At 64.5% G+C, this 16,598-nt stretch carries 15 protein-coding genes; 7 read left to right on the top strand and 8 right to left on the bottom strand.

What is annotated here, in order from left to right; all coding sequences use genetic code 11:
- Positions 1-61: 61 nt before the first annotated feature.
- Positions 62-421, top strand: a complete 360-nt coding sequence (locus tag ACYVGS_RS15355; protein WP_460589617.1) for a VOC family protein — start codon at positions 62-64, stop codon at positions 419-421.
- A 58-nt stretch (positions 422-479) separates the two neighbouring features.
- Here the strand turns inward: ACYVGS_RS15355 and ACYVGS_RS15360 are convergent, their stop codons facing one another.
- On the bottom strand, positions 480-785 hold the full coding sequence (locus ACYVGS_RS15360) for a chaperone modulator CbpM (RefSeq protein ID WP_460589561.1): 306 nt from the start codon (positions 783-785) through the stop codon (positions 480-482).
- Between the two features lie 2 nt (positions 786-787).
- Positions 788-1,747 carry a DnaJ C-terminal domain-containing protein gene (locus ACYVGS_RS15365; protein ID WP_460589562.1) on the bottom strand — a complete coding sequence of 320 codons (960 nt, stop codon included), beginning with the start codon at positions 1,745-1,747 and terminating at the stop codon, positions 788-790.
- Between the two features lie 175 nt (positions 1,748-1,922).
- Here ACYVGS_RS15365 and ACYVGS_RS15370 point away from each other — a divergent pair, with 175 nt between their 5' ends.
- The 4 genes from ACYVGS_RS15370 (at position 1,923) to ACYVGS_RS15385 (ending at position 7,433) form a co-directional block, all read left to right on the top strand.
- Positions 1,923-4,145 carry a TonB-dependent receptor gene (locus ACYVGS_RS15370; protein WP_460589563.1) on the top strand — a complete coding sequence of 741 codons (2,223 nt, stop codon included), beginning with the start codon at positions 1,923-1,925 and terminating at the stop codon, positions 4,143-4,145.
- Between the two features lie 98 nt (positions 4,146-4,243).
- On the top strand, positions 4,244-4,789 hold the full coding sequence (locus tag ACYVGS_RS15375; protein WP_460589564.1) for a nuclear transport factor 2 family protein: 546 nt from the start codon (positions 4,244-4,246) through the stop codon (positions 4,787-4,789).
- A 3-nt stretch (positions 4,790-4,792) separates the two neighbouring features.
- Positions 4,793-5,215 carry a PaaI family thioesterase gene (locus ACYVGS_RS15380; RefSeq protein WP_460589565.1) on the top strand — a complete coding sequence of 141 codons (423 nt, stop codon included), beginning with the start codon at positions 4,793-4,795 and terminating at the stop codon, positions 5,213-5,215.
- 70 nt (positions 5,216-5,285) lie between these two features.
- Positions 5,286-7,433: an outer membrane protein assembly factor BamB family protein gene (locus ACYVGS_RS15385; protein WP_460589566.1), complete on the top strand. Its 2,148-nt coding sequence runs from the start codon at positions 5,286-5,288 to the stop codon at positions 7,431-7,433.
- Between the two features lie 114 nt (positions 7,434-7,547).
- Here ACYVGS_RS15385 and ACYVGS_RS15390 read toward each other — a convergent pair whose 3' ends face one another.
- The 3 genes from ACYVGS_RS15390 to ACYVGS_RS15400 all read right to left on the bottom strand — a co-directional run bounded on the left by ACYVGS_RS15390 (position 7,548) and on the right by ACYVGS_RS15400 (position 9,314).
- Positions 7,548-7,910 carry a DUF6746 family protein gene (locus ACYVGS_RS15390; protein ID WP_460589567.1) on the bottom strand — a complete coding sequence of 121 codons (363 nt, stop codon included), beginning with the start codon at positions 7,908-7,910 and terminating at the stop codon, positions 7,548-7,550.
- Between the two features lie 139 nt (positions 7,911-8,049).
- Positions 8,050-8,490 carry a nuclear transport factor 2 family protein gene (locus ACYVGS_RS15395; protein WP_460589568.1) on the bottom strand — a complete coding sequence of 147 codons (441 nt, stop codon included), beginning with the start codon at positions 8,488-8,490 and terminating at the stop codon, positions 8,050-8,052.
- A gap of 17 nt (positions 8,491-8,507) precedes the next feature.
- The gene (locus ACYVGS_RS15400) at positions 8,508-9,314 is read right to left on the bottom strand and encodes an SDR family NAD(P)-dependent oxidoreductase (protein ID WP_460589569.1); all 807 of its coding nucleotides are present in this window, start codon (positions 9,312-9,314) and stop codon (positions 8,508-8,510) included.
- A 236-nt stretch (positions 9,315-9,550) separates the two neighbouring features.
- On the opposite strand from ACYVGS_RS15400, the gene ACYVGS_RS15405 reads away from it, so the two are divergent.
- Entirely contained in the window at positions 9,551-10,432 is an 882-nt protein-coding gene (locus ACYVGS_RS15405; protein WP_460589570.1) for an LLM class oxidoreductase, read from the top strand.
- 40 nt (positions 10,433-10,472) lie between these two features.
- Here the strand turns inward: ACYVGS_RS15405 and ACYVGS_RS15410 are convergent, their stop codons facing one another.
- The 3 genes from ACYVGS_RS15410 to ACYVGS_RS15420 all read right to left on the bottom strand — a co-directional run bounded on the left by ACYVGS_RS15410 (position 10,473) and on the right by ACYVGS_RS15420 (position 15,231).
- Positions 10,473-11,513, bottom strand: a complete 1,041-nt coding sequence (locus ACYVGS_RS15410; protein WP_460589571.1) for a Rieske 2Fe-2S domain-containing protein — start codon at positions 11,511-11,513, stop codon at positions 10,473-10,475.
- Between the two features lie 13 nt (positions 11,514-11,526).
- The gene (locus ACYVGS_RS15415) at positions 11,527-13,287 is read right to left on the bottom strand and encodes an FAD-dependent oxidoreductase (protein ID WP_460589572.1); all 1,761 of its coding nucleotides are present in this window, start codon (positions 13,285-13,287) and stop codon (positions 11,527-11,529) included.
- Positions 13,288-13,398: 111 nt separating this feature from the next.
- Entirely contained in the window at positions 13,399-15,231 is a 1,833-nt protein-coding gene (locus tag ACYVGS_RS15420) for a lytic transglycosylase domain-containing protein (protein ID WP_460589573.1), read from the bottom strand.
- 244 nt (positions 15,232-15,475) lie between these two features.
- Here ACYVGS_RS15420 and ACYVGS_RS15425 point away from each other — a divergent pair, with 244 nt between their 5' ends.
- Positions 15,476-16,495 (top strand): hypothetical protein, encoded by a 1,020-nt coding sequence (locus tag ACYVGS_RS15425; protein WP_460589574.1) that lies wholly within the window; start codon positions 15,476-15,478, stop codon positions 16,493-16,495.
- The last annotated feature ends 103 nt before the right edge of the window (positions 16,496-16,598 follow it).

The following is a 16,598-nucleotide window of genomic DNA, read 5'->3' on the forward strand; positions in this document are numbered from 1 at the left end:
CACTCACCATTTTGGCACGTAGATGCCGGTTAGGTGAGGAGGAGTCCATCCCATTGGTTACATTACCATTGGCGTGAAGGACATGGCCCGGGCCAAGGCCTTCTATACCGAACTGCTGTCCGGACTGGGGGCCAAGGTCCTCATGGAAATGGACCGCATCGCCATGATTGGCCCGAGCATGGAGCAGCCCATGCTGGCAGTCTGCATCCCCTACAATGAAAAGGCCCCCAATCCCGGCAACGGCAACATGTTTGCGATTACCGCGGCCAGCAAGCCGGACGTGGACAAGCTCTACCACAAGGCGATTGAACTGGGTGCCACCTGCGAGGGCGAGCCGGGGCAGCGCATGCCCGACATGTTTTATGGTGCCTATGTCCGCGACCCCGACGGCAACAAGATGGCCTTTTACGTCTTCGGCTAGTCGGCACGTCCCTCTGACGGGGCACGGCACGGCGCAAGCTGGCTGCCGGGCCCCGCCTTCATTCCTGCAACAGACGCATGAGTCGCCGCTGAAGCTGACGGTTGTCCCTTTCCAGCCGCTCGCGTGTGCGCAACAGATCCACCACCATTGCCACGGCCACCCATTCCAGCTCCAGGTCGCGGCGAAGTCGCAGGGCCTTGCGCAGCCAGTGGATGCTGTCGACATCGAAAATCCAGTCCTCCACCGAGGCCCCGGCCAGCGGGAAGGCAACCTCGTACTCGACCAGGCTGACAACCGCCTGACGGGGAACCCCTTCGCACTCGCAGAGCTCCAGGGCGGACATGCGCGTGGATACCTCTTTCATGCTCATCTCTCCCATCCCGCGCGGGGATCAAAGCCGGAGTTGGCCGCGGCAAGCTGCTCCCAGAGCGCCTGCTGCTCAGGGCCCGTCTCTTTGGGCAGCACAATCCGCAGGACCGCGAGCAGATCGCCACGCCCCCCGGGTCCGGGCAGCCCCTTGCCGGCAACCCGCAATTTCTGTCCCGACTGACTGCCTGCGGGCACCGACAAGCGGATGCGCCCCTCCAGTGTGGGCACATCGATCCGGGCACCGAGAGCCGCTTCCCAGGGCGCGAGGGGCACACTGATGACCAGATTGTGCCCCTCCACGTCGAACAGCGGGTGGGGAACCAGTCGGACATGCAGGTAGAGGTCGCCGTCCGGTGCACCACCGCTGCCCGGTGCGCCCTGGCCCCGGACGCGTATACGCGCCCCATCGGCGACGCCCGCGGGGACCGTAACCTTCAGGGATTTGTGCAACTCGTGTCGCTGACCGCCCTCGACTACGGGAATACGGTACTCCACAGGGCGCGACTGTTTGGCGAGGGTCTCCTCGAGAAAGACCGGCAGTTCGATCTCCACATCCTGCCCCGGCCAGCCACCCGCGCGCCGGCCACTGGCGTGCCCGCCTGCTGGTCCGGCACCCGGGTCGAAACCGCCGCCGAAAATACTGTTGAAAAAATCGGAAAAGTCACCGCCGAACTGCTGGTACTCGCCCCCCGAGGACGACTGCCATCCCGGCGGCGGCTCGAAGCCGCCTGCGCGCCGGCCGCCCATGCGTCGCAGCTCATCGTACTCGGCGCGCCGGCCCTCGTCCTTCAACACTTCCCAGGCCTCGGCCACCTCCTTGAAGCGTGCCTCGGCCTCGGGGTCCGCATTCAGGTCCGGGTGGTACTTGCGCGCCAGCTTGCGGTAGGCGCTCTTGATCGTCGCCGTATCCGCCTCCGGTTCGACCCCCAGAATGCTGTAATAGTCCTTGAATTCCATGCGCTTTTCCCGCGACGTCTTTCCGTGAAAGATTACACAGACTGGATTCTTGTGGACAAATCCATACCGCGGTTAAGGTACCCTCCTCGCATCCCCCAAACAAGGTATGCCCACCGCGGGCTGCCTGTTTAGTATGCGCCCGCACAACGACACATGCCATGACGAGGATCTCGCTATGCACGCAAGAAAAAGCCTTTCCATGCTGGTAGCCGCCTGGGTTGCCAGCGGTGCCGGCACTGCGCTGGCCCAGGGCCTGGAAGAAGTGGTGGTCACCGCCCAGAAGCGCGAGCAGTCCCTGCAGGACGCGCCGATCTCCATCGCCGCCTTCGGCTCGGACGCCCTGGAACAGAAGAGCGTCAACAACATTGAAGACCTCGGCACCTCCGTGCCCAACGTGAAGATCACACGCAGCCCCTCCAACACCACGGCGGCCACCATCGCCATCCGCGGTTCCACCACGATCAACCCGGCCATCACCTGGGAACCCACCGTGGGTATCTACATGGACGGGATCTTCATCGGCAAGAACGTCGGTGGCATCTTTGACGTCGCGGAGCTGGAGCGGATTGAAATGCTGCGCGGTCCCCAGGGCACCCTGTACGGCAAGAACACCCTGGGCGGTGCCGTCAACCTGATCACCAAGGCCCCCAGCGGTGAGTTCAGCGGCAAGATTCGCGGCGGCGTCGGCAACCACGACCTGCGCACCCTGTTCGGCACCGTCGACACCGGCACCCTGGACCTCGAGGGCCTGGGTCAGGTCATGGCCAAGATCACCGGCTCCATCCGCGAGCGCGACGGCTTCTACGACAACGTCTCCGACCCCGTGGGCATCCCCCTGGCCAACGAGCCGATGATCGACGAGCTCAACAACCTGGACAACGAAGGTTTCCGCTACGATATCCTCTGGGCCGCGAGCGACCGCCTGGAGATCCGCTACGCCTGGGACTACAGCAACATGGACCTGGCGCCGCCGAAGAACCAGCTGACCGGTCTGGACCCCACCGACTCCGCCGGCATCAATGCACTGCTGGCGCCCTACCTGACCCGCGCCAACGACAACGTGGATGCCGTCAGCCTCGACCAGCACCAGTACGAGCGTTCGAAGTCCATTTCCCACAACCTCTTCGCGGACTACGATGCCGGCAACTGGGGCGCCCTGGGCGACGTCACGCTGAAGTACCTGGGCAACACCCGCAAGCTGCGCTGGGACGACAACATCGACATCGACGGCTCGCCGCTGAACTTTTTCACCTCCGCCCGCGACATCGACTACGAGCAGGAGTCCCACGAGTTCCAGCTGACCGGGATGACCGATCGCGTCAACTACGTGCTGGGCTTGTACTACTTTGAAGAGCAAGCGGACGTCTACAACCCGATTTCCTTCTTTCCGTTGTTCGGTGCCCCGACCTCGGAAAACCGCTACGGCTTCGAGAACGACTCTATCGCCGCCTTCGGCCAGGTAGAGTGGCGTCCCGGCGCCGACATCTTCCAGGACCGCCTGACCCTGACCGTGGGTCTGCGCTACACCGAAGAAGAGAAGGACACCTACATCGATCACCCCCAGGACGCTCCGCCCTTTGCTGGCCGCGCCAAGGATACCTTTGACGATGTCTCCCCGACCTTCGTTGCCGCCTGGGACCTGACCGACGAGATCAACATCTACGGCAAGATCGCCGAGGGCTGGAAGGCCGGTGGCTTCAACGGTGAAGCGATCTCCCTGGAGAACTTCAGCACGCCCTACGATGCCGAGGAAATCACCTCCTACGAGCTGGGCATCAAGTCGCGCTGGCTGGACAACCGCCTGCAGTTCAACGGTGCCGTGTTCTACAACGACTCCACCGACATGCAGATGTCCATCTTCGTCGCCGGCAACAGTGCCGCCTCCGTGGTGCAAAACGCCGGTGAAGCGGTACTCCAGGGTTTCGAGTTTGAAATCGTGGCACTGCCCACCCCGGACCTCGAGCTGCAGGCTACCTACGGCTACCTGGATGCGGAGTACAAGGAGTTCATCGACAACGGTGTCGACCGCAAGGACCAGAAGGACTTCCCCTACGCACCGCGTCACAGCGCCAGCCTCTCCGCGGAATACACCTTCGCGCGTGGCAGTTGGGGTGACCTGACCGGCCGCCTGGACTGGGAATTCGTGGACAGCCACGTGCCCTATATCGAACCGAGCCAGAACGCCTTCTCGGAAATTAAGCCCTACACCCTGCTGAATGGCCGCCTGACTCTGGCCAACCTGCCGGTGGGCGAAAACCAGAACGTCAAACTGGCTCTGTGGGGCAAGAACCTGCTGGACAATGAATACCGGGTGAACACCCTGCCCTTCGGTGTCTGGACCGTCAGCTACTTTGGCGATCCGCGTACCTACGGTGTGGAAGCTACCTGGGAATTCTGATCGACCCGACACGGGTGGCGCCTCGCCGGGGCGCCACCCGTTTTCTTTTTTCCAGTGCCGGCCCTATGATTTGCCGGACGCCCTTCCGGAGATACCCCATGGACAAGCGCCTCGAAGAACAATTACAGGCCCTGCTGGACAAGCAGGCGATCATGGAACTGATCAATACCTACTGCAATGCCGCCGACCGGCATGACAACGAGAAATTCCGCCAGCTCTACCACGAGGACGCCATCGACGACCACGGCTCCTTCTTCAAGGGCCTGGCCATGGACTTCATGGAAAAGCTGCCTGACATCCAGGCCAACATGGAGATCCTGCATCACAATGTGACCACGGTGAATATCAAGCTCGACGGTGACCGCGGCGAGGGCGAGGTCTATATCATTGCCTTCCACCGCATCAGCACCGACGAGGGCCCCATCGACCTGCTGATCGGTGGCCGCTACTTTGACAAGTACGAAAAGCGCCAGGGCGTGTGGAAATTCAGCCACCGCGCAGTCGATGCCGACTGGGCTTATCTGAACAACCCCTCCCAGGTCAATCTGGACAACCCCATCATCCAGGGCGCGCACATCGGCAAGCCCGGGCAGGAAGATCCCTCCTACAAGATCTTCGAGCTGCTCAAATGGGGGCAGCGCTGAGCCATGGACAAGCAAGCCCGCCTGGAATACAACAACTCGCTGCTGCCCCCTTGCCTGCAGGTGCTGAACGCCGAGCTGGTGGACTTCGACATGGAGGCCGCCACCTGCGAAATGCACTTTGCTATTGGTGAGCAGTTCTGCCACTCGGTGGACACCATCCAGGGCGGTTTCATCACGGCCATGCTGGATGCCGCCATGTCCCACTCGGCCTTTATCAGCCAGCCGGACATCCTGGCCCTGCCCACCCTGGAACTGAAGGTCAGCTTCCTCGAGGTGACCCGCGCCGGGCCGGTGATCGCCCGCGGCCGGGTGGTCAAGGCCGGGCGCAGCACCGTGTTCCTGGAGGGCCACCTGGTCAACCGGGAAGGGCAGGTATCCGCCACCGCCAGCGCCACTGCCAAACTGGTGCGACAGAAAAACACCTGACCCCGATCAACCCGGCGCCCTGCGGTGCCGGCGTCGGTCAATCCCCGTATTCCGATCGAGAGCTTCCGCCATGTCGACACTTCACAGCATGCGCCGCCACCTGACCCTGGGCCTGCTGGGGCTGTGCCTGGGCCACCTGCCCGCCGCAGGCCAGGCCAGTGACAGCTGGTCCCACTACGGCGGCGACCCCGGCAATCGCCAGTATTCCGCCCTGGACCAGATCCACCGCGGCAACGTCGAGGCACTGACGCTCGCCTGGCGCTATGACAGCGCCCACGGCGCCGAGCTGCCCGCCAGCTCGGAACTGCAGGTCAACCCCATCGTCGTCGACGGGGTTCTCTATGGCCGCAACCCACTGCACAACGTGTTTGCCGTGGAAGCCGCTACCGGACGCGAACTCTGGACCTTCGAGCCCTCGGCGGAATACGCGGGCATGTCCAACATGCGCGGCGTCACCTGGTGGGGTGATGACGAGGGCGGGCGCATCCTGTTTACCACCGGCCACTATCTGATGGCCCTGGATGCCGCGACCGGCAAGCCGATCGAGGACTTCGGCGAGGCCGGCCGCGTCGACCTGCGCCACGGCCTCGACCGCGACCCGGAGACCGTCAGCCTCAACGTGCCCTCCCCCGGCGTCATCCACGACAACCTGATCATCCTCGGCTCCGCCGTGACCGAGTCGGCCGGTGCCGCCCCGGGTGACATCCGCGCCTTTGACGTGCGCAGCGGCGAGCACGTCTGGAGCTTCCGCACGGTGCCCGCCGCCGGCGAATTCGGTGCCGAGACCTGGCCGGAAGGTGCCCGCCAGACCCATGGCGGCGCCAATGCCTGGGCGGGCCTCAGCATCGACCGCGAGCGGGGTATTGTCTACGCCCCCACTGGCTCACCCGCCCCGGATTTCGACGGCTCCGGCCGCAAGGGTGCCAACCTCTTCGGCAACACCCTGCTGGCCCTGGATGCGAATACCGGAGAGCGCATCTGGCACTTCCAGACCGTGCATCACGACCTCTGGGACCGCGACCTCAGCTCCGCGCCCACCCTGGTCGACCTGCGCCGCGGCAGCGAAACATTGCACCTGGTAGCCCAGGCCTCCAAGGAAGGGGTGGTCTACCTGCTGGACCGTCTGACCGGCGAGCCGGTGTGGCCGATTCCCGAGGTGGCAGTGCCAGGCTCGGACATTCCCGGCAGCTACAGCTATCCGACCCAGCCGCGGGTGGAACTGCCGGAGGCCTTTGCCCGCCGCGAAATGAGCGTGGATGACCTCACCGACATCAACGAGAAGGCCCACGCCCATGCCCTCAAGCAGTGGCAGGAGGCGCAGGATTTTGCCTTCATGCGCCCCCCCGGCCTGCAGAAATCGGTGCTGCTGCCGGGCTTCTACGGCGGCGCCAACTGGGGTGGCGGCGCCTATGACCCCGATTCCGGGCTCTACTACATCAATGCCATGAATGCCCCCAACATCATTCGCATGGAGGCGGTGGAAGTGAACCGCGGCAGCTCCATGGGCGTGGGAGAATTTGTTTTCCGGCAACACTGCAGCGGCTGTCACGGGCTCGATCTCGCCGGCTTCTACCCCTATGCGCCGCCTCTGAAGAACGTGCACGAGACCCTGGACAAGCGCGAGGCACTCGAGGTTGTGGCCGCCGGTCGCGGGCGCATGATGCCGTTCAACCACCTGTCGCGACACGAGCGGGAAGCGGTGGTCGACTACCTGTTCGCCTTCAGTGCCGGCGAGCTGAAACCGGAGCCCGCGGATGCCGCGGTGGAGAAAGAGACCATCCACGTCTTCGCCGGCTACACGGATTTTGTCGACGACCGCTACTACCCGGCGGTCAAGCCGCCCTGGGGCACCTTGAATGCGATCGATCTCAAATCCGGCAAGCGCCTGCGGGAAGTGCCCCTCGGGGAGTACGCGGAACTGACCGCAGAGGGCGTGCCGCAAACCGGCACCCGCAACTTTGGCGGCCCGGTGGTGACCGCGGGGGGCCTGCTGATTATCGCTGCGACCTCGGATGAGAAGCTGCGCATTTTTGACAAGCATACGGGCGAGCAGCTGTGGGAATACCAGCTTCCCGCAGCGGGTTACGCCACCCCGGCCATCTACAGCATCGATGGGCGGCAGTACATTGTCATCACCTGCAGCGGCGGCAAGCTGGGTACTCCTACCGGGGATGCCTACCTGGCCTTTGCCCTGCCGGAAACCGCGCAAGCGCGCTGACGAGGCTTCCTGCCCGCGGCTGAATGGCCCGCCACTGCCCGGCCATTCAGCCGCGGCGATAGGAAGTAAAAGGGCGCCGAAATGGCGCCCGTAAAACAGCCGCTATCGTCAGCACTACAGCTTGTCGGCGCGTTCGAAATAGGCGGGGGCCGCGGCCTCAATCTTGTCCGCCTCGCCGCGTTCCGACGCCTTGTGAATGATTTCCAGGTCGTCCTCCATCGCATCCAGCTCGTCTTCCAGGCGTTCCAGCGCGTTTTCCAGGGTATAGGTGATCTGGTGGATGTCGTGGAAATCGTCCCCGGCCAGCTCACCGCCCGCAAGCACCGCTTTCAGTCGGCCGTTGTACTCGCTCAGGTTTTGCAGGGCCTCTTCCAGACTACGGGACGGCTCACCCTTGTAGTGCTCGACTCGGTCGTCATCGGCGAAGGCCGGCACAGCCAGCAGGGTGGCGAAAACCAGGGGCAGGGTCAGGCGCATAACAAGGCTCCGTGTTGATGATGAGAATTGTTTTCAATTAAAACACAGGCGCGCAAGCACGCCAAGCGCGGGCATCCGCGCTGGCTTCCGGCTACAGCCGTTTACATGCCCGGCGGCGCTCCCCGGGGGCGCGAGCCCTTCAACCCGGGCCTGGCCCCAGGACCTCAAAGCTACCGATATGCGCGCGATTCAACTTGGTACGATGAGACATGCGCCAGACGCCGTCCTCCCGCCGCCATTGATCGTGATAATCCCCGAGGGTGCTGAAAGTCTTGCCCTCGGCACCACCCTGCCCCAGGTGCATGTCACTCACGTAACAGCGGCTGCGGGCGGTATCCCCCTCCACATCGATCAGGACATTCCCCAGCAGATGCTGGGTCGGTCCGCAGTCATCCAGGTAGGAGCGAATCACGCGAATGATCGCCTCGACACCCTGCAGAGGCCCCGTGCCCATGTCGGCGGTGACATCCGCCGTGGTGAGCTCCCGCAGGGCGTCCCAGTCCCTTTCATCCATGGCCCGGGCAAAACGCACCACGGCGCGGTAGATCTCGCGTTCTGCCAGTAACTGTTCCAGTGTCATGTCGACTCCTTCTCTGATCAGGGTTTGAGCGCGGCGCGCATGGCATCCGCCATGCTGAACAGAGCATCCCGGCGCGGCATGCTTAACATGGCATCGAACATCTGTCGGTTGTGCTCGCCGGCGATCCAGACCGGGCCATCGGCCAGGTGATCGAGGGCCTCGCCCGCCACCGCCTCGGGGCTCATCATTCCTTCCAGGGTCGAGCTGTCGATCCCCTGCAGGGCGTGGGCCTCGGTGTCGGTGCTGCTGGGGCAGAGGGTCAACACATCAATTCCCTGCGGCACCAGCTCTCCCCAGAGGGCTTCGCCCAGGTTGTTGACGAAACCCTTGCTCGCGGAATAGGCCGCGGAGAACGGCATGCCCATGAGCCCCTCCACCGAGCTGGTCAGCACGATCCCACCGCGCCCCCGGGCCACCAGGGCCGGTATCAGGCGCTGGCAGAGCTGGGCCGGGGCCGCGCAGTTCACCTGCAGCATGTCGGCCATGCGGGCGGGGGCAGTGTCCTGGTGGGCCCCCTTCAGGCCAAAACCGGCATTGCTGACCAGCAGCCCGATGTCGAGTCCCCGGGCGGCCTCGACAATGCGGTCCACCGCGGCCGGGTCTGCGAGGTCTGCCTCACACACCTCCACTCGCACGCCGTATTGTTCATGCAGTGCCCCGGCCAGCGCCTCCAGGCGATCCCGACGGCGCGCAACCAGCAGCAGGTCCAGGCCGCGGGCAGCCAGCAGGCGAGCGAAGGCATCGCCGATGCCGGACGAGGCACCGGTGACCAGCGCGACGGGTCCATAATGCTCTGCGAAAGCCCTGTCTTCCTGCTTGCCCATGTCTGCCGCTCTCCTGTGTGATTGTTGCAGCGACAGTAACAGCGCCTCGCGGGCGCGGGAAGCCATCGCTGGCCCCCCTTGCATGCTGTGTGGGCCCGGGGTTCAACTATTCATCAAATTAATATACATTCATTAAACTTGGCGTGGCGGTAACGGCAATCTGGCATAGGATGGTCAGCCGCCGGACGACACCGGTCGCGACAGCCTGGCTGTCACAACACAAGCAGGAGAGAGAGATGAAGTTCTGGCAAGCGCTGGTCTGGACCGAACCGGAGCAGCTGGTCCCCCTGGCACAGTTTGCCGAGGAACTCGGCTTCCACGGTGTGTTCAATGCCGACCACGCGGTGTTCCCGGAGGAGGTCAAGGCGCCCTACCCCTATGCCGCCGACGGCAAGCCGCCCATGACCCCCGATGCCCCCTACCCCGATTGCTGGGTCAGCATCGCCTTCATGGCAGCGGCGACCCAAAAACTGCACTTCACCACCTCGATCTATGTTCTGCCCCTGCGCAACCCCTTCGAGGTCGCCAAGGCCACCGGCTCGCTGGATATTTTCAGTGGCGGTCGCTTCGCGCTGGGCATCGGCGCCGGGTGGATGGAAGACGAATTCGAGATCTACGATGTGCCCTTCAAGGCGCGCGGCAAGCGCATGGACGACATGATCGACGTGATGCACAAGCTCTGGCAGGGGGGCATGGTCGAGCACGACGGACCGGTATTCCAGTTCCCGCGCCTGTGCATCAATCCCGCGCCAGGCCACAAGGTCCCGATCATCGTCGGTGGCAACAACGAGGCCGCACTGCACCGGGCGGCCTTCCGCGGCGACGGCTGGATCGGCGCCGGCAACCACCCTGACGAGGTGCCGGCCATTCTCGAGCGCCTGCGGGAACTGCGCCGGGAAGCCGGCCGCGGCGACGAACCCTTCGAGACCATCGTCGGCCTGACCACGCCGCCGGATGTCCCTACCCTGCAGCGCCTCGAGGAAGCCGGAATGACCTCGGCGGTCAACCTGCCCTTTGCCTTCGCCCTGGGCAAACGCTCCAGCCTGGACGAGAAAAAGCGCTTCATGGAAGATTACGAGAAACGCATCATGCGCCCCATGGCCGCGCAGGGGCAGTAGTCAGACGCGGAGGCACAGCCCCTGCGGAGCTGCCAGCACCTCAGCTCCGCAGGGGCAGGTAGTACTGCTCGTACCAGCGGCGCAGCTTGTTTACCGGGCCGTCACCGTCGCAAAGGATGGGGTCGGCCTGGTAGATCTTGTCCTTCCAGATCTCCACATCCTGCCCGAAGGCCGCGTGGGCAGTATTCGCGTAAAGCTCGACAAACTCGGCTGGCAGCGGCTCATCGGTCAGGCTGGCGAGAATCACCGCGCTGCACAGATCCACTTCATCATCGTTCACCGGCGTGTGCCAGTTCACCCACCAGGTGCGAAAGCTGACCAGCTCACTGCGCGATTCGGCGCAATAGGTCATAATCGCCGGTCCGTGATAGGTGGCCTCACCGGTGACTTCGGAGCCCGCCGCCACGGCTTCGGCGGTAGAGGCGGCAAAATCGAAAGCCAGACCCGGGGGAATGATCCGGCGGGCACCGGCGGTCTGCCTGACCCGGGAGCGCTGGGTCACCGTGCGGTCGGTGAAGCTCGCCTCGAAGCTCTGCACCTCCCCCCCGTGGACATGGGCAAAGTGAGCGACGTCGACAATGTTCTCGATCACGTCGCAGGGCTGTGCCCGTATGCGCGAGCGATGGAAATGCCAGTCGCCCCAGCCCGCCTGACCCCAGTCCGGAATGTCCGGCAAATAACCCTCGGGCGGGTTGCCCTCGGGGTCGTGCCAGACGGCGATATAACCGTCCTTCTCCAGGACAGGCCAACCCCGAAGGGCATGCCGCGCCCTCTCGGGAATCCGCTTCGCGTAGGGAATATCCACGCAGCGTCCCTCGGGGTCGAAGGTCCAGCCGTGGAAGGGACAGGCAATATTGTCGCCGATCAGTCGTCCCCCATCGCTGGCCAGGTGAGCGCCGAGGTGCGGGCAGTGGGCATCCAGTACCACGGCCCGGCCCGATTCACCGCGGTAGAGGACCAGATCCCGGCCGAAGTAGTGCAGGCGCTGTAACTCCCCTGTCGCGAGCTCGCGGGAGAAGCGCACGATGTGCCAGCCGCGGGCAAACTGGCCGGGGGCGAGAAAGGCATAGGCAGGTTGCATGGTTGTTGTCTCCTTATGCGATGGCCTCGCCATCCTGCATCGCGTGATCTTCACTGGGCGAGGTGGCGCGACGGGTGCGCTCGGGCGCGCCGGCTTCGGCGCCCAGGGCGTGCCGCGCCGCCAGGTAGCCAAAGGTCATCGCCGAGCCGATAGTGGCTCCGGCGCCGGGGTAGGTATCACCCATCACCGCCGCGCTGGCGTTACCCGCGGCATACAGGCCGGTAATCACCTCACCTTGTTCATCCAGCACCCGGCCATACTCATCGCAGGCCAGCCCACCCTTGGTATCGAGATCGCCCGCCTCGATTCGCAGGGCGTAGAACGGCGCCTCCTCCAGTGGCCCCAGAGAGGGGTTGGGCTGCACCTTGTGGTCGGCGTAGAAACGATCGTGCAGGGTGGCACCGCGTCCGAACTCGGGATCTTCCCCGCTGCGGGCATGCCTGTTGAAACGCTGCACTGTCGCCAGTAGCCCCGGAGCGTCAATGCCCAGCTTCTCCGCCAGGCTTTCCAGCGAGTCCGCCCGGGTCAGCAAGCCGGAATCGAACCATGCCGCCGGAACTCGCCAGTCAGGCTGCATCCAGGCCGGCTTGACCGGACCGGCGGCGTAGCGGCGCCGAAAGCGGCCATCGAAGATCAGCCAGGCCGGCACCGCCCCCTCCCCACGAGCCTCGCTCGCGTACTGGTCCTTGACCACATCCTCGTAGGGCTGTGCCTCGTTGGTAAAACGCCGCCCCTGGCGGTTGACCATGATGGAGCCGGGATAGGCCTTGCCGCTGATCAGGGCCTGGGCCGTGCCACCGGGCGGCCGATAACTGGGGGACCACCAGGCGCTGCCCATGAAGCCCAGTTGCGCGCCGACAGCCTGCCCCAGGCGCACGGCGTCGCCGGTGGCACCCGGTGCCGCGGCACTCCAGACATCGCTCACCGGTGGCTGCTGCCAGGTCTCCCGCAGGGCGAGGTCGCGGGCGAACCCCCCGGTCGCCAGCAGCACACCGCGGCGGGCGTGTACGCGCAGGGTCTCCCCCTCGTGGGACACCAGGGCACCGGAGACACGGCCATCCTCGACACACAGCTCCTCGACGGGCGTGCTCAGCCAGAGGGGAATATCGCGCTGCAGGAGTCCGTAGCGCAGTTGCGCCACCAGGCCCGCGCCCAGGCTGATGCGGCGATCGGGTTCCCCCCGCAGGCGCGCTGGCAGATCCAGCCAGTAGCGCAGGGCGAGACGCGCCCCAAGCAGGAAGGCACCGCCGTCCATGGCACCCAAACGCAGCATCTCGCGCACGGTAATGCTGAAAGGAAACAGCGTGATGTAATCGTCGCGAATGCGCCGTGCCTCATCACCGAGCAGGCGGCGGTCGAAGGCGCCCGGGTCCATGGAGCGGCCCCCAGGCTTGTAGCCGGGACGGGACTCGTAGTAGTCCATGTAATCGGGAAGTGGCGTGAAATCCACCGCACTGTGCTGCAGCATGAAGTCCAGCATTTCCCGAGCGCGCTCGGCATAGGCACGCAAACGCGCCTCGGGCACACTGTCGCCGATCAGGCTGCTGAGATAGGTCCAGCCCTCTTCCACGCTGTCCTGTACGCCCCACTGCGCCTGCCGGGAATTGGCGGGAATCCAGGCGACCCCACCCGACTTGCAGGTGGTACCGCCGTAGCGCGCTTCCTTTTCCACCACCAGCACCTTGCCGCCAAGCTGATGGGCCACGATTGCGCTGGTGAGGCCGGCCGCGCCGCTCCCTGCCACCAGCCAGTCGGTTGTAACGTCCCTGACCACCGGATCACTGCCTGTTATTGTATGAATGGCCAGCTTAGGGTGAGGTAGCCGCGCAACTCCAGCCTGCGGGCGGCAAAAACGGCTTTTGGTACACCAGTCTGACCGGCGCTCTCAATCCCCGTAGCAAGCCTTGACCGCCCGGAAGCCCTGTTCGCGGATGGCCTGGTACTTGTCGCGGAAACCGCGATCGACAGCCCGCAGGTAGTCATTGCTCTGCTCCGGCGTGCGGTAGCGGGTCAGGTGCCGCGGCCCACCGTTGTAGACGGCATAGCTTGCAAAGGCCAGGTCATGCGTATCACCCCTAACCTCATGCTCGCCACGGCGCAGGGCGTAATCCACCAGGTAGTGGGCGAGAATCTCGTTCCCGGCACGGGCGTTGTAGCCCACATCCTCCCGCAAGCGGGTCAGGTCATAGACGCCGCGCCAGACATGCTGGTTGATCTGCATCAGACCGACCGAGCCAGCCGAGGACTGAATCGGCGCAATCGCCCCTTCCTTACGCACAAAGTGCCGCCAACAGGTTTCCTGCCAGGCGGTCGCCCGCACCAGGTCCTGGTAGAGATCAAAATAGGCTGCAGGCACCTTGCCGCGCTGCCACTCGGCGCGAATCGCCGCGTCCAGTAGCTCCTCCATCACCGGCAGGTAGCGGTCGATATCAGCGCGGCTCGGCGCCCAGGGTGTCAGACGCTCGACCAACGCGGGGTTCAACCCGGCTGCATGAGCCGGGGACATCAGCCAGGCAAAAGGGAGCGCGGCCGGTGCAGGCACCTCCTCCAGCACGGGCTCCAGCCCCAGTAACTGCCGCAGTACCGGGTCCACCCCGAGCGGCCGGCCCAGGTCCTCGTCACTGACCTGGGGCGCTAGCATGCGCGCCATATGGCGCAGGCTCTGGCTATCCAGGTTCAGCCCCAGGTGAGGCGCGGCCGTATCAATCGCCCGCAAGGCATCACCAGCGCTAAGGAAGGTTGCCAGCTGCAGGCTGCGGCTCCCGGGCAGGTTATCGGGATAATCGCGCAACAGGGGGGCCAGCCGTTCCCAGGCATCCAGGAAAAGCTGTCGCACCGCATCGCCGTCGGGCTGTTCCCGGGACAGTGCATCGCGCAAGGCATAACGCGCCTCCACCAGCAATCCCCCGAGAGCATCTCGCAGCGCGGGGTCCGCGGCGACCGCCAGATCCTTGATCAGCCAGGTCACGAAGCCATCCCAGGCCTGCCACGCCTGATCCCAGCGCGCCAGTTCCTCCGCGCTAAGAACGGGCTGAGGCAACGACTGCCAGCCGTCCGGTGCCGGCGGCACCTCAAGGGCAACCACAACCTCCAGCCCCTGCTCGCCGACACGCGCGTCACGAATAGCCAGAGAGCGAGCCACGGCGTCGCGGGTCTCCGCTGCTACCGGCAGGGCCTGGCCCAACAGCAGGCGAAGGTCGTTGATCGCGGGCTCAAGGTTCAGAGTGACCGCCCCCAGGCGTGGGTGTATATGGTCTTTCACCCAGTCCCAGGCAAGCCCCGGCAGCGCCCGGCGCTGCTCGTCCGCGCGCAGGATCCGCGAGTCCACCACGCGAAAGGCGATACGCTGATCCGCCTGCAGCTCCACGCGCTCCAGGGTCTCGATCACCCCTTCCCAGCGAAACGGCAACAGGCAGCGCTTGCCCAGTGGCGTTCCGACCTGGGCCTCGAGGCGCGTGGTCAGCCGCAACAAGCCGTCTTCAGCCGCGGAGAGTTGAGGGTCAGAGAGGGCCACTCGGTTGCATGCGATCGCATCGCGGACAATCTCGGCACGCCCCGTGTGGGTAAACAGTTGCGCCTGCAGGGCCTCGTTGACCACCGCAAGATCCAGGCGAACCGGCACCTCGAGGACCACGGCACCCAGCCCCTGTGCCCAGGCGGCAAACAGGATCGCGAACAGCCCGCGACGCAGCGTCGCGAATCGTATGGAGCGAAACATATCGGGGTACACCAGGCAGGCGAAGAGGTGCGAATAATAACCGTGAAGCGGTCACGTCGAGAAGTGGAACAAAGCCGCAAATTCAGTCCCGGGGGCCAACTCGGGAACGCCGACAACCGGGTGACCCGTGTGCCTCGACGGGAACTGTGAGTCGCATCACAAATCCGGTCGCTGGCAAACCGTCCACATTCAAGCTGACTTATTCTCCGGTATGACAATAACGAGCTACAGGAAGGCTCTCCCCATGCAAAAAGCACTGACCGCTGCACTACTCGCCGCCACCACGATTCTGTCGGGCTGCAAGATCCAGATGAGCACCTCGCCAGGAGGCACCATCACGACGCAATCTGGCAGCTTCACCTGCCGACCGAATACCCGTTGCCCGACGATTGACGTTAACGATATCCATTTTGACGAAACCTTCGTGGCACGCCCACAGGCGGGCTACGAGTTCGTCGGTTGGAAGAAGCGGCACCGGGGAATGTGTGGCGGCAACCGCAAGCCCTGCCGTCTGTCCACAGCGGGCTTCGCGGGCAACGATGACCTGATGGCATTTCTGGAGCGACCGAACGAAGTATTTTATCTGGAGGCGGTTTTTCGCAAGAAGCCGCAAACCGGTAGCGGCGATGCCCGCAACTGCTTCAACGCGGCTCTTGTCACCGCCGACACCGTCATCGTTGCGCGCTATCGCAGCACCGATGCTTCCGGCGCGACCCTGACCACAAACTATGAGCAGCGGATACAGGCAGGTGCCCGTTTCAACGGTCGCAACACCTTCAAGGGCAGCAGCGACACACGCGTTACCGGCGCTGCGCCCTCCACCTCAACCACCGACGCCTATTTTGTACCGGACGTCGCCAATTACCGGGTCACGCAGGTCGGTGTCGAGGTCGCGTCCACAAGCCCTGTGTCATCGGAAACCCGGATCGTGTTCAAGCCCCAGCGCCTTGACCGTTTCGACCTCAGTGCCGGTCAAAGCTACAGCCAGAACTACACCACAGAGGTGACCACCCGGGCGAATGGTTTCAACAACACCACGAACAATGCCACCGCCACCAAAACCACCTTCATCGGGGTAGAGAGTGTGACGGTACCTGCGGGAAGCTACCAGGCCTGCAAATTCCAGGTGGAAACTACGGACAGCGGCGGAAATACCCTGCGCAACGAGTGGTTCGGGGTGGGCAACGGCATGCTGCTGAAATCCACCGAAAGTGGCGACACCAATGTGTTGATCTCCGCCAGCATCAATGGCGGCGCTATCTAGCAGCCGACTGTCGACCGCAGGGGGATGTTCCGCCGACAACGGGCGCGCCTCCCTGCCACCCACCGAGGTCGACGGGCACCCCCACGACAGGCGAGTCAGCATG

The sequence above is a fragment of the Haliea atlantica genome (genome assembly GCF_054779855.1).

Bases quoted from the DNA above. Each gene is read 5' to 3' on its own strand.
- ACYVGS_RS15360 (WP_460589561.1), bottom strand. From the start codon at position 785: ATGAAAGAGGTATCCACGCGCATGTCCGCCCTGGAGCTCTGCGAGTGC.
- ACYVGS_RS15365 (WP_460589562.1), bottom strand. From the start codon at position 1,747: ATGGAATTCAAGGACTATTACAGCATTCTGGGGGTCGAACCGGAGGCG.
- ACYVGS_RS15370 (WP_460589563.1), top strand. From the start codon at position 1,923: ATGCACGCAAGAAAAAGCCTTTCCATGCTGGTAGCCGCCTGGGTTGCC.
- ACYVGS_RS15375 (WP_460589564.1), top strand. From the start codon at position 4,244: ATGGACAAGCGCCTCGAAGAACAATTACAGGCCCTGCTGGACAAGCAG.
- ACYVGS_RS15380 (WP_460589565.1), top strand. From the start codon at position 4,793: ATGGACAAGCAAGCCCGCCTGGAATACAACAACTCGCTGCTGCCCCCT.
- ACYVGS_RS15385 (WP_460589566.1), top strand. From the start codon at position 5,286: ATGTCGACACTTCACAGCATGCGCCGCCACCTGACCCTGGGCCTGCTG.
- ACYVGS_RS15390 (WP_460589567.1), bottom strand. From the start codon at position 7,910: ATGCGCCTGACCCTGCCCCTGGTTTTCGCCACCCTGCTGGCTGTGCCG.
- ACYVGS_RS15395 (WP_460589568.1), bottom strand. From the start codon at position 8,490: ATGACACTGGAACAGTTACTGGCAGAACGCGAGATCTACCGCGCCGTG.
- ACYVGS_RS15400 (WP_460589569.1), bottom strand. From the start codon at position 9,314: ATGGGCAAGCAGGAAGACAGGGCTTTCGCAGAGCATTATGGACCCGTC.
- ACYVGS_RS15405 (WP_460589570.1), top strand. From the start codon at position 9,551: ATGAAGTTCTGGCAAGCGCTGGTCTGGACCGAACCGGAGCAGCTGGTC.
- ACYVGS_RS15410 (WP_460589571.1), bottom strand. From the start codon at position 11,513: ATGCAACCTGCCTATGCCTTTCTCGCCCCCGGCCAGTTTGCCCGCGGC.
- ACYVGS_RS15420 (WP_460589573.1), bottom strand. From the start codon at position 15,231: ATGTTTCGCTCCATACGATTCGCGACGCTGCGTCGCGGGCTGTTCGCG.
- ACYVGS_RS15425 (WP_460589574.1), top strand. From the start codon at position 15,476: ATGCAAAAAGCACTGACCGCTGCACTACTCGCCGCCACCACGATTCTG.